Annotated in this window: 12 protein-coding genes; 9 read left to right on the top strand and 3 right to left on the bottom strand. The window is 65.2% G+C overall.

Translation table 11 applies throughout. The features are described from left to right. Positions 1–14: 14 nt before the first annotated feature. The 3 genes from F1609_RS01725 to F1609_RS01715 all read left to right on the top strand — a co-directional run bounded on the left by F1609_RS01725 (position 15) and on the right by F1609_RS01715 (position 1,592). Positions 15–599 (top strand): response regulator transcription factor, encoded by a 585-nt coding sequence (locus F1609_RS01725; protein ID WP_167074035.1) that lies wholly within the window; start codon positions 15–17, stop codon positions 597–599. A gap of 117 nt (positions 600–716) precedes the next feature. Beyond that, a complete protein-coding gene (locus F1609_RS01720) occupies positions 717–1,184 on the top strand; it encodes a DUF2061 domain-containing protein (protein ID WP_167074033.1) in 468 nt (155 codons plus the stop codon). Between the two features lie 33 nt (positions 1,185–1,217). Continuing rightward, positions 1,218–1,592 carry a DUF3052 family protein gene (locus F1609_RS01715; RefSeq protein WP_167074031.1) on the top strand — a complete coding sequence of 125 codons (375 nt, stop codon included), beginning with the start codon at positions 1,218–1,220 and terminating at the stop codon, positions 1,590–1,592. A gap of 188 nt (positions 1,593–1,780) precedes the next feature. Here the strand turns inward: F1609_RS01715 and queG are convergent, their stop codons facing one another. Then, entirely contained in the window at positions 1,781–2,875 is a 1,095-nt protein-coding gene (queG, locus tag F1609_RS01710; RefSeq protein WP_167074029.1) for a tRNA epoxyqueuosine(34) reductase QueG, read from the bottom strand. 55 nt (positions 2,876–2,930) lie between these two features. On the opposite strand from queG, the gene tsaE reads away from it, so the two are divergent. From tsaE to F1609_RS01695, 3 genes are read left to right on the top strand one after another with little or no spacing between them, the layout of a single operon-like run. Next, a complete protein-coding gene (gene tsaE, locus F1609_RS01705) occupies positions 2,931–3,416 on the top strand; it encodes a tRNA (adenosine(37)-N6)-threonylcarbamoyltransferase complex ATPase subunit type 1 TsaE (protein WP_167074024.1) in 486 nt (161 codons plus the stop codon). After that, positions 3,380–4,909: an N-acetylmuramoyl-L-alanine amidase gene (locus F1609_RS01700; RefSeq protein ID WP_167074022.1), complete on the top strand. Its 1,530-nt coding sequence runs from the start codon at positions 3,380–3,382 to the stop codon at positions 4,907–4,909. Before tsaE ends, F1609_RS01700 begins: the two co-directional genes overlap by 37 nt. Then, the gene (locus F1609_RS01695; RefSeq protein WP_187362888.1) at positions 4,906–5,709 is read left to right on the top strand and encodes a D-hexose-6-phosphate mutarotase; all 804 of its coding nucleotides are present in this window, start codon (positions 4,906–4,908) and stop codon (positions 5,707–5,709) included. Before F1609_RS01700 ends, F1609_RS01695 begins: the two co-directional genes overlap by 4 nt. On the opposite strand, the gene F1609_RS01690 is transcribed toward F1609_RS01695, so the two are convergent. Continuing rightward, positions 5,706–6,758 (bottom strand): carbonic anhydrase, encoded by a 1,053-nt coding sequence (locus F1609_RS01690; protein ID WP_167074020.1) that lies wholly within the window; start codon positions 6,756–6,758, stop codon positions 5,706–5,708. The genes F1609_RS01695 and F1609_RS01690 overlap by 4 nt on opposite strands. A 127-nt stretch (positions 6,759–6,885) precedes the next feature. Then, positions 6,886–7,530, bottom strand: coding sequence for a VTT domain-containing protein (locus F1609_RS01685; RefSeq protein WP_167074018.1), 645 nt, complete (start codon positions 7,528–7,530; stop codon positions 6,886–6,888). A 181-nt stretch (positions 7,531–7,711) separates the two neighbouring features. Here F1609_RS01685 and F1609_RS01680 point away from each other — a divergent pair, with 181 nt between their 5' ends. The 3 genes from F1609_RS01680 (at position 7,712) to F1609_RS01670 (ending at position 11,987) form a co-directional block, all read left to right on the top strand. Beyond that, a complete protein-coding gene (locus F1609_RS01680) occupies positions 7,712–8,644 on the top strand; it encodes a peptidylprolyl isomerase (RefSeq protein WP_167074016.1) in 933 nt (310 codons plus the stop codon). A 251-nt stretch (positions 8,645–8,895) separates the two neighbouring features. Then, positions 8,896–10,764, top strand: a complete 1,869-nt coding sequence (mutL, locus tag F1609_RS01675; RefSeq protein ID WP_167074014.1) for a DNA mismatch repair endonuclease MutL — start codon at positions 8,896–8,898, stop codon at positions 10,762–10,764. Positions 10,765–10,766: 2 nt separating this feature from the next. Continuing rightward, positions 10,767–11,987: a multidrug effflux MFS transporter gene (locus F1609_RS01670; protein ID WP_167074012.1), complete on the top strand. Its 1,221-nt coding sequence runs from the start codon at positions 10,767–10,769 to the stop codon at positions 11,985–11,987.

Here is an 11,987-nt window from a genome sequence, read left to right as displayed (position 1 = left end):
ACCGGAGACTTTCCATGTTGCATATCGTCGATGACGAGGACGTTTTGCGCGACTCGCTCGTCTGGCTGGCGCGCTCGCGCGGCATTGACGCCTGCGGGCACGCCAGCGCCCAGCTTTTCCTGGACCAGGCCGCGGCCCGCTTCGACGCCCAGGGCGACTGCCTGCTGCTCGATGTGCGCATGCCCGACATCAACGGCGTGGCCGTGTTCGACCAGCTGGTCGCGCGCGGCCTGACCGCGCGCCTGCCCGTCATTTTCCTGACCGGCCACGGCGACGTGCCGATGGCGGTCGACAGCCTGAAACGCGGCGCCTTCGACTTCTTCGAAAAGCCGTTCGACGGCAACCGCCTGATGGACCGGGTGGAAGAAGCGCTGGCCCTGTCGCGCCAGGCGGGCGCGGCCGCAGCGGTGCAGGCGCGCCTGGCCAGCCTGTCGGCGCGCGAACGCGAAGTGCTCGACCTGATCCTGGCCGGCAAGATGAACAAGGTCGTCGCCGACCAGCTCGGCATCAGCATGCGCACGGTGGAAGTGCACCGCGCCCACATCTTCGACAAAATGCAGGTCAAGACCGCGGTGGAACTGGCCGGTCTGCTGAAATAAGCGGCAGCTTTCCCTGGGAATAGCCACACGCTATCGCAGCAAGATACACAATCAACTGTCTTTTCCAAATGAGAACGATTATCATTTACTGATCGAACACGCATTGGAAGGGCCGCCATGGTCAGGACAGCCGCAAAAACCACCAGCCGCATCGCCACCCACATGGGGATCGCCTTCGCGCTGACCTGGCTGATGACCGGCTCGGCCGCGCTGGGCGGGCTGGCCGCCGTGATCGAGCCCATCATCAACGTGGCCTTGCTGCCGCTGCACGAAAAAGCCTGGCACGCGCTCGCCAGGCTGGCGCGCACGGCGCGCCAACGGATGCTGGCGCTGGGGCTGGAAAAGCTCAGCCAGACCGGTTTGCACATTGCGGTGGCGTTCGGCGTGATGGCCTGGGCCAGCGGCTCGCTCGCCTTTGGCGGCCTGGCCGCGCTGATCGAACCGGTGCTCAACGTCATCGTCCTGCCCTTCCACGACCGCCTGTGGGACCGCTTCGGCAAAAGTGGCCATAAAGAAACTGAACAGCATCATCAACATGAAAATGAACGCAATGGTGCGTACCCGGGTCAAACACTGGTAGCATAATTTCGCTTCCTATTTCAATCTGGGTACTATCCGATGAGTGAGAAAACGATAGCCGACAAGATGTACCTGAAGACGGCCAGGTCGCTGGCGGTCTTCAATGGCGGGGTCCATCCGGCCATGATGGAACAGTTGCCGAAGAGCTTGATCAACGAGGAAGAAGGGCCGGCGGACGTGGTGCTGGTGTTCGCGCTGAGCCAGGATGAGCTCGAAAAATGGTTCCCCGCCGCATTGCAGCGGCTGGGCGAGAAAGGGTCCTTGTGGGTGGCCTACCTCAAGCCGAGCGCGCCCAAGGCCACCGACCTGAGCAGGGATTCCATTTTTGCCTGGGCCAAGGAACGCGGCGTGACGGGCGTGGCGATGGTGTCGATGGACAGCGACTGGTCGGCGGTGAGGTTGAAGCGCTTGTAGGGGAAATAGCTACGGTGGTTTGTGAGATCCACCGTGGTTGCAAATAGGTACCCCGTCGTTCCCGCGCAGGCGGGAATCCATAGCACCGTTGATCATAGGTGCTATGGATCCCCGCCGAGGGCCGCCTTGGCGCGGGGAAGACGGTTTGGAGTGTAACGGTTCTGAATGCGTATAGGCGTTAGTCGAGATTACTCCGCATGCCTTCCCAGCGCCCACGCCACATGCTCGCGCACCATTGGCGAGTCATGGTCCGCGCGCGCCTGCAAGGCCGCCACGATGGCCGCATCGCCCTTGCGTGCCTCGGCCGCATTGCCCAAACCCACCGCCAGATTGCGCAGCCAGCGCTCGTGCCCGATGCGCCGGATCGGGCTGCCTTCCAGCCGGCGCCCGAACTCCTCCTCGCTCCAGCCGAACAGACTGACCATGTCGGCGCTGCCGAGCGCGTTGCGTTCATCAAAATCGGGCACCACCGCCTTTTGCGCGAACTTATTCCACGGGCACGCTGTCTGACAATCGTCGCAGCCATATACGCGGTTGCCGATCAGCGGGCGCAGCTCTTCCGGGATGCTGTTTTTTAACTCGATGGTCAGGTAGGAAATGCAGCGGCGCGCATCGAGCCGCCCCGGCGACAAAATCGCCTGGGTCGGGCAGGCCGTGATGCACGCACTGCACTGGCCGCAATGGGCGCTGGCCGGCGCATCGACCGGCAGCGCCACGTCCACCAGGATTTCGCCAATGAAAAACATCGACCCCGCATCGCGATTCAGGATCAAGGTATGCTTGCCGCGCCAGCCGATCCCGGCTTTTTCGGCCAGCGGCAGCTCCATCACCGGCGCCGAATCGGTAAACACCCGAAAACCGAGCTGCCCGGTCTCGCGCTCGATGCGCTCGGCCAGTTGCTGCAAGCGGCTGCGCAGCACCTTATGGTAATCGCGGCCGCGCGCATAGACCGAAATGACGGCCGCGCCCGGATCGCGCAGGCGCGCCGCCTCGCGTTCGCGCCAGTCGTCGGGCGTGGCGGACGGCAAATAGTCCATGCGCGCACTGATGACCCGCACCGTGCCCGGCACCAGTTCGGCCGGACGGGCGCGCTTCATGCCATGGCTGGCCATGTAATCCATCTCGCCATGGCGGCCGGCGTCGAGCCAGGCTTGCAGGCCCGCTTCGGCGTGCGACAGGTCGGCATCGCTGATGCGCACCTCGCCAAAGCCGAGCTCGCGGCCCCATTGCTTGATGGACTGCGCCAAAGCGGACAGATCGGATTCGGTAGAGGAAGAAAGCATGCTGGGCGGGAGTACAATCGGAGACTGGCAAACATCACAGATCACATTCTATTCCATGCAGCACTTCAAAGCCCACCTCCATGACGAAGCCGGCACCACCGCACTGGGCGCCGCACTGGCGCGCGCGCTGCTGCCGGGGCTGTCCATCCACCTGCACGGCGACCTTGGCGCAGGCAAGACCGCCCTCACCCGTTCGCTGCTGCACGCGGCCGGGCATGCCGGCACCGTCAAGAGCCCGACCTACACCTTGTCCGAACCGTACCGCATCGACCTGGACGGCCGCACGGTCAATGTGATCCATTTCGACCTGTACCGCATGGCCAGTGCCGAAGAATTCCTGGACGCCGGATTCCGCGAAGAATTTAACGGCGACAACATTTGCATCGTCGAATGGCCGGAAAAAGCCGACCCGGTACTGCCGCCGCCCGACTTGCGTGTATTCCTTCACGTTGCCGGGCTCGGCCGTGATGTAGAATTGCAAGCGTTGTCTGACCTGGGTTTGCTATGCCTCGACCGCCTTACATTCGCACCAAACCTTTGATACCGGGAGCAGTCACCCGGCGCACCATCCTGAAAGCTGGCGGTACGCTGCTGCTTTCCGTATTCCCGATCCTGCCCGCTGCCGCCGCGCAAATTCTCGCGGTGCGCGTCTGGCCGGCGGCCGACTACACCCGCGTCACGCTCGAAAACGACAGCGACCTCAAAGTCACGCACTTCACCGTGCCCGACCCGCAGCGTCTCGTGGTCGACATCGAAGGGCTCGAACTCAATCCGACCCTCAAAGGCCTGGTGGCCAAGATCCAGTCGGGCGACCCGTACATCAAGCAGGTGCGCGTGGGCCAGAACCGGCCCAACGTGGTGCGCCTGGTGTTCGACCTGAAAGAAGAAATCAAGCCGCAGGTGTTTACGCTGGCGCCCGTCGGCAGCTACAAGCACCGCCTGATTTTCGACCTGTATCCGGTCAAGCCGGTCGATCCGATCGCGGCGATGATCGAAAAAGGCGAGTGGTCGCGCGCCGACGCGCCGGCCGGCAACCCGGAACTGCCGGCGCCCGCGCCCAAGCCCCCGATTGCCGCCACGCCGCCGGCCGCGACAACGCCGCCGGCCGTCAACCCGCCGCTGCCGCCGGTGGTCACGCCGCCGGTGGTGGTGGTGGTGCCTCCGGCGCAGCCGCCGGCGCCGCTGCCGCCGGCCGGGCCGGTGCTGGCCCAACCGGCCGTGCCGGCGCCAAAGCCGGACCTGCCCGAGCCAGCCCCGATCCGTCCCGACCCGCCGCGCATAGCCGCGCAAAAGAACGAGAAAAATGACAAGGGCGGCAAGGTGGTGCGCATGATGACCATTGCGCTCGACCCTGGCCACGGCGGCGAAGACCCGGGTGCGATCGGCGCGTCCGGCACGCGCGAAAAAGACATCGTGCTGGCGATCGCCAAGCGGCTCAAGTTCAAGCTCGAAGAACTGCCCAACATGCGCGTCATGCTCACCCGCGACGGCGACTACTTCGTGCCGCTCGGCGTGCGCGTCGAAAAAGCGCGCAAGGTGCAGGCCGACCTGTTCGTGTCGATCCACGCCGACGCCTTCATGCTGCCGACCGCGCGCGGCTCGTCGGTGTTCGTGCTGTCCGAAAAAGGCGCCACCTCCACCGCCGCGCGCTGGCTCGCCAACAAGGAAAACCTGGCCGACGCCATCGGCGGCGTGAACATCCAGAGCCACGACAAGCAGATCGCCAGCGTGCTGCTCGACCTGTCCACCACGGCCCAGATCAACGACTCCATGAAGCTCGGCAAAGCGGTGCTGGGCGAAATCAGCGGCATCGCGCGCCTGCACAAAGGCTCGGTCGAACAGGCCGGCTTTGCGGTGCTCAAGGCGCCCGACATCCCGTCGATCCTGATCGAAACGGCCTTCATTTCGAATCCCGAAGAAGAAGCCAAGCTGCGCGACAACGGCTACCAGGACCAGATCGCGGCCGCCATCACCAAGGGCATCCGGCGCTATTTCGCGGCCAATCCGCCGCTGGCCAAGGGCCGCCAGACATGAATGAATCCACGAGTACCATCGACATGGTCGACTACGGCCAACTGCCGGCCGTGCGCATCCGCAGCGCCGACGGCGCCCAGGCCATCGTCACCCTGTACGGTGCGCATCTGGTGTCGTGGCAGGGGGCCGATGGCGCCGAGCGCCTGTTCTGCAGCGCCGCGTCCAAGCTTGACGGCAGCCGCGCGATTCGTGGCGGCGTGCCGGTAATCTTCCCGCAGTTCGCCGAACGCGGCACCGGCATGCGCCACGGTTTTGCGCGCGTGGCCACCTGGCGCGTGCAAGAGAGCGGCGCCGGCTTTGCCGTCTTCGCCCTGGAAAACAGCGATCTGCCCGCGGCGCTGGCGCACGCCTGGCCGCACGCTTTTGCCTTGACCTTGCGGGTGGAAGTGAACGGCGCCGCGCTGGCGCTGGCGTTCGAGGTGGCCAACACGGGCGCCGATGCGTTTGCGTTTTCGGCCGCGCTGCACACCTACTTTTTGGTCGGCGAACTGGCGCGCGTGCGCATCGGCGGCGTGCAGGAAGGGGCGCTACAGATCGACGACAAGTTCGACCACATCTACCGTCATATCGACGGCGCCATGACGCTCGCCGACGGCAGCGCCACCCTGCGCCTTGCGCAAAGCGGCTTTACCGACGCGGTGGTGTGGAACCCGGGTGCGCTCGACGCGGCCGCGCTGAACGACATGCAAGACGCCGAGTACCGGCGCTTCGTGTGCATCGAACCGGCCCTGATCGAACCGGTAACCCTGGCCCCGGGCGCCGCCTGGCGCGGCGCGCACACGGTCAGCATCGAACCCTAGTTCGACTCCTTGATCATCCGTCCCGAGCTGGCCTGGACCGGCCGGGCGTTGAGCGGATACATGCGCGAGAACAGCGCCATCTGGGCCGGCGAGGCCTGCATCGGCTGTTTCATCACCAGCCACAGCACGCCCTCGTTGCAGGGCGGCGTGGTCATCGACCCCATGAACGTGAAGTAATCGCGGCGCTGCGGCAGCATCTCGGCCACGTCGAGCACCACGTTGGGGCTGACCACATCGAGCTTTTCCAGCGGCAGGTTGTTCCACACCGTCTGGATCATGCTGTTCCCCTTGCCGCGTTCGAGCAGCACCGCCAGCATGGCCAGGCGCCCTTCCGGATCCTTGTGCAGCATGTGCACCACCATCTCGAAGCCCTTGCCGTTGACCCTTTCCTCGGACGGGCGATGGAAGTGGAACTGAATCAGCTCGTACGAGCGGTTCTGCACCGTGATGAAATTGCCGGCGCCAACATTGACCTGCACCGTGTGGCCGTTATCGACCACGTTGAAGCCCGATGGCTTGTAATCGAAACTGATCTGTTCGAGGTCGACCTTCATGCCGTCGCGCAGGTCGATCGGCGACTGGCGCGTGCCGGTCCCGCACTTGGTCCAGGCGGCGTTGATCTTGCCCCAGTTGGCCGGGCCGGTCTCACCCTCGTACGACCAGGTATCGCTGTGGATCGGGCGCGCCGGCGGCGGCTGGGTGATCGCGGCGACGGCTTCGCGCCGCGTCACGGAGGCTTTTTTGGCTTTGGCGGCGGCGGCCAGGCGGGCGGCCTGGTTGGCGCGCATGAGGGCCAGGCGCGCCGCGATCTTGGCCGACAGCTCGGCTTCGGCGTCCGCTTCGCTCAAGGCCTGGGCGGCAGCCGCCTTGGCCGACGGCGCGGCCGCCTTGGGCGTATCGAGCGCGGCCAGCTTGACCGGCTCGGCCTTGGACGCGCCAAGTTTGGTGGCAGGGGCGGCAGGGGCGGCCTTGGCGGCTGCGGGAGGATCGTTGGCGCTTGCCGTCGAGATGGCCAGACTGCAAGCGAAGAAGGCGATCAGGTTGCGCATGATGTTCCAGAAAGTTAGAAATACAGTCTGGTTATCGGCACCTGCCTCGTAAAACTTGAGTCCACAAAGCAACATCGGCGCGAAAAATTCGCGCCGATGAAGGGAACTATTGATGTGGGGAAACCGCTTAGCGGCTGAGCATCTTGCGGCTGACTTTATACAAACCGCCGAGGGCCAGCGGCACCACCGCCGCGCCCACCCCGAGCATCACGATAATGGTCAGGTTATCGCGCACGATCGGCAGGTTGCCGAAGAAATAACCGGCAGTCACCAGGCTGACCACCCACAGGATGGCGCCGGCAAAGTTATAGAACTGGAAGCGCGCATGGGTCATGTCCGACACGCCCGCCACGAACGGCGCGAAGGTGCGCACCACCGGCACGAAGCGCGCCAGGATAATGGTCTTGCCGCCGTGTTTTTCAAAGAAATCGTGGGTGCGGTGAAGCGCATCCTTGTTGATCCAGCGGTAATTATGGGTGAACACGCGCTGGCCGATTTTTTCGCCGATCCAGTAATTGACCGTATTGCCGGTGACTGCGGCGGTGATCAGGAGTGCCGTGAGGATCCAGGGATCGAGCTGGCCGGTGGCGCAGGCCGCACCCGCAATGAATAGAAGAGTATCGCCAGGAAAGAAGAACAAGACGACCAGGCCGGTTTCGCAAAACACGATGGCAAACAGGACGGCGTAAACATAGACGCCATATTGGGCCAGCAACACCCCCAGCGTCTTATCGACATGCAGAATCATGTCGAAGAATTGCATCAGATCCATAGATATCCTAAAAGGTAGCGCCGCATAATAACATCACTCTGTGTCAAAAATTGTATCTGTCACAGGGGGTTCCGCAAGAAAATTGCGCTATGTCAGAAGTTTCCTGACTAGCTATCTTGCGGTTTACAATTGTGCCGAGCAGCGCAGACGACATGCGCGCCAACCGACCTGGAGACAACAGATGGAAGTGCAACACCGGATAAACAAGGCCAGCATTGTGGCGGCCGTGCTTGCGGGCGGCCTGGCGTTGCCCGCGCACAGTGCGGGAGCGGCCAGGGAACTGCCCTCGAAGAGCACCGTGGCCGACGTGATCAAGGATTCCAAGCCATCGGACTGGCGCGCGCTCGACCCCGAGAATACCCTCTACATGGAAGTGCCGGGCGGACGGGTGGTGATCGAACTTGCGCCCACATTTGCTCCACGGCATGTGGTGAACATCAAAATGCTGGCCCGCGAAAACTATTTCGATGGCCTGGCGATCATCCGCTCGCAAGACAACTGGGTGGTGCAATGGGGCGATGCGGATGAAAAGAACCCGCGTCCGATGAAAACCGCCAAGGCCACGCTGCCTGGCGAATTCACGGTCCCGCTGAAAAACGACACCCGCTTCACGCGCCTGCCCGACCGCGACGGCTATGCGCGCCAGGTGGGACACTCGAACGGCTTTCCGTCGGCGCGCGACCCCAGGACCGGCCAGGCCTGGCTGGCCCACTGCTACGGCATGGTTGGCGTCGGGCGCGACAATGGCGCCGACAGCGGCGGCGGCTCCTCGCTGTACGTGGTGATCGGGCACGCCCCGCGCCACCTGGACCGCAACATCACCGTGGTCGGCCGGGTCGTTGCCGGCATGCCACTGCTATCGACCCTGCCGCGCGGGCCGGCGCCGATGGGCTTTTATGAAAAGAAAGAGCAGCACGTCCCGATCGCCTCGTTCAAGGTCGCGGCCGATGTGCCCGAGGCCGAGCGCAGCAAGTTCGAAGTGATGCGCACCGACAGCGCCGCCTACAAAGCGGCGGTCGAAGCCCAGCGCAACCGCGGCGGCCCCTGGACCAAAGTTGCCGCCGGCCACGTCGACCTCTGCAACGCCCCCATCCCCGTGCGCGAACAACCATAATTTCCTGACCGGGGTCAGAGCTTTTATTCGAAACTTTTCAGTTGCGAAACGGATGCCCGACGTCCGTTTTGCAGCATTCGCACCACAATTCGCCAGTCTGCCTTAAGAAAAATTGTCAATCAGGGTGTGCTGACAGTTTCCCGGCTCCGGACTTCGCAATGTTTCGAATTAAAGCTCTGACCCCGGTTGTAGGAAGTTGGGAAGTTGGGGCGCGCTGCGGCATTCGCGGGCGCTGGGGATATAATTCGCGCATGAATGCTCCTATTTCCGCGCACCGCCCGATCCAGGCCCTCCCCGACCAGCTGATTTCGCAAATTGCCGCCGGCGAGGTGGTCGAGCGACCGTCCGCCGTGGTCAAGGAGTTGCTCGAAAACGCGCTCGACGCCGGCGCCACCCAGATCACCGTGCGCCTGGAAGAGGGCGGCGTGAAACGCATCGCCATCACCGACAACGGCCGCGGCATCGCGCCCGAGCAGCTGCCGCTCGCCCTGGCCCGCCACGCCACCTCGAAAATCGCGTCCCTGACCGACCTGGAAAACGTGGCCACCCTCGGCTTTCGCGGCGAGGCGCTGGCCTCCATCGCGGCCGTGGCCGCCGTCTCGGTGACCTCGCGCACGGCCGATGCCCCGCATGCCTGGGAAATCGCCGGCTCGCATCTCGGCACCGTCGCGCCCTCGTCCGGCGCGCACGGCACCACGATCGACGTCCAGGACCTGTACTTCAATACCCCGGCGCGGCGCAAATTCCTTAAATCCGAACAGACCGAATACGGCCACTGCGCCGAAGTGGTGCGCCGCATCGCGCTGGCGCGCCCGGACGTGGCGTTTTCGCTGTCGCACAACGGCCGCACCATCGATCACTGGAACGTGAGCGAGATGGCGCGCCGCAGCGCCCATATTCTCGGCAACGACTTCGCCGAGGCGCGCCTGGCCATCGACGAAAGCGCCGGCCCCTTGCGCGTGCACGGCTACGCCGGCCTGCCGACCGCTTCCAAGGCGCGTGCCGACGGCCAGTTCTTCTACGTGAACGGGCGCTACGTGCGCGACAAGCTGCTGGTGCACGCAGTGCGCGCCGCTTACCAGGACGTGCTGCATGGCGACCGCTTTCCGTCCTATGTGCTGGCGCTCGACCTCGACCCGGCCCTGGTCGACGTCAACGTGCACCCGTCGAAAATCGAAGTGCGCTTCCGCGACAGCCGCGCGGTGCACCAGTTTGTGTTCCACGCGGTCCAGCGCGCGCTCGCTAAAACCTCGGCCACAGACCACGGCAACGCACCGGCGCCGCAGATGGCGGCCGAGGTGGGGGGCGTGTCTTCATGGCGCCGCGAGCATGAGCAGACCAGTTTCGGCGCCCAGCTCTCGGCCACCTATTCGCCCTCGCCCTACCCGCCCGGCAGCCGCTACGACGCCCCCGGCGTGGCGCAGACCATGGACAGCTACGGCGCCCTGTTCGCCGGCGCGTCGAACGCGGCCAGCGCCCCGGTCACGCCCTACACCGCGCCGGCGCAGACGATGTCGAACGATGAATACCCGCTCGGCTTCGCCCTGGCCCAGCTGCACGGTATTTATATCCTGGCGCAGAACACCAAGGGCCTGGTGCTGGTCGACATGCACGCCGCGCACGAACGGATTCTGTACGAACAGCTGAAAAACGCGCTCGACGCGCAGGTCGGCGGCCAGGAGATGCAAGTCCAGGCGCTCCTGATCCCGGTCACCTTTTTCGCCGACGCGGTCGAAGTGGGCACCGCCCAGGAAAACCGCGACACCTTGCAGGCGCTCGGTTTCGACATCGCCGCGCTCTCGCCGACCACCCTGGCGGTGCGCTCGGTGCCGGCCCTGCTCAAGAACGCCGACGCCCAGACGCTGGCGCGCGACGTGCTGCGCGACGTGCGCGAATTCGGCGGCTCGCGCGTGCTGATCGAGCGCCGCAACGAATTGCTCGGCACCCTGGCCTGCCACACCGCGGTGCGCGCCAACCGCATCCTGAACCAGCCCGAAATGAACGCCCTGCTGCGCCAGATGGAAAGCACCGAACGCGCCGACCAGTGCAACCACGGCCGCCCGACCTGGGTGCAGCTCGACATCTCCTCGCTCGACAAGCTGTTCCTGCGCGGCCAGTGACAATGCGCCAGCCCGACACCATCGCCCCGCTGGTGCAGTACGCGCACGCGCCGGTCCTGCTGCTGATCATCGGCCTGCTGATGCTCCAACCCCTGTCGACCGACTTGTACCTGGCGTCGCTCCCGAGCCTGGCCACCGGCTTCGGCGCGCCCGCCGCCACCGTGCAACTGACCTTGTCGATGTTCGTGATCGGCTTCGGCGGCGCGCAGCTGGTCGCCGGCCCGCTGTCGGACCGCTTCGGACGGCGCCCGGTGCTGATCTGGGGCCTGTCCCTGTACGTGGTGGGCAGCCTGCTGTGCGCGGCCGCGCCCGATATCACCTTGCTGATCGTGGCGCGCTTCCTCCAGGCCCTGGGCTGCTGTTCGGGCGTGATCGTCGCCCGCGCCATCGTGCGCGATGCCTACGCACCGGCCGACAGCGTGCGCGTGATCGCGCGCGCCAGTTCCTGGATTTCGCTCGCGCCGCTCAGCGGGCCGATTCTCGGCTCCTACCTTCAGGTGGCCTTTGGCTGGCGCGCCGCCTTCGTGGCGCTGTCGATCCTGTCGGCGCTGCTGCTGGCGGCGGTGGTGCTGCGCCTGCCCGAGACGAACCTGCATAAAAACCCGAAGGCGACCGAGTTAAGCGGCCTCGCGCAAAACTACCGGCTGGTGCTCGGGTCGCGCGAATTCTGGGCCCACGCACTGCCCGGCGCACTCTCGTTCGGATCGATCTTTGCTTTCATTTCCGGTTCCTCGCTGGTGCTGATCCGCGTGCTGGGCGTGCCGACCGAATGGTTCGGCTACTGCTTCGCCATCGGCGTCTCGGGCTACCTCACCGGGACCATCGTGTGCCGCCGCCTGCTGCCGCTGTTCGGCGCGGCCGTCACGCTGCGCATCGGCAGCACCGTCTCGCTGGCCGCCGGCGCCGTGTTCCTGGCCGCCGTCGGCGCGGGCCTGGCGCATTGGAGCGTGGTGGTGCTGGCCATGTTCATGACGATGGGCGCGCACGGCGTCAATTTTCCGGTCTCGCAATCCGGTTCGGTCACGCCCTTCCCGCAGCAGGCCGGCACCGCCGCCGGCTTGATGGGCGCTTTATATATGTGCGTCGCGTTCGCGGTCGGCACCGTGGTGGGCGCGAGCTTCGACGGCACGCTGTACCCGCTGGCGCTGGTCTCGTGCGCGCTCGGCCTGGCCGTATTCGCGTCGGTGCGCCTGACCGCCACGCCACTCCCGGCCACGCAATGA

This window comes from Massilia aquatica (genome assembly GCF_011682045.1).
Classification (GTDB): Bacteria; Pseudomonadota; Gammaproteobacteria; order Burkholderiales; family Burkholderiaceae_D; genus Telluria_A; species Telluria_A aquatica.
Note: the sequence above shows the minus strand (reverse complement) of the source record. Positions and strands in the feature narration are given on the sequence as shown.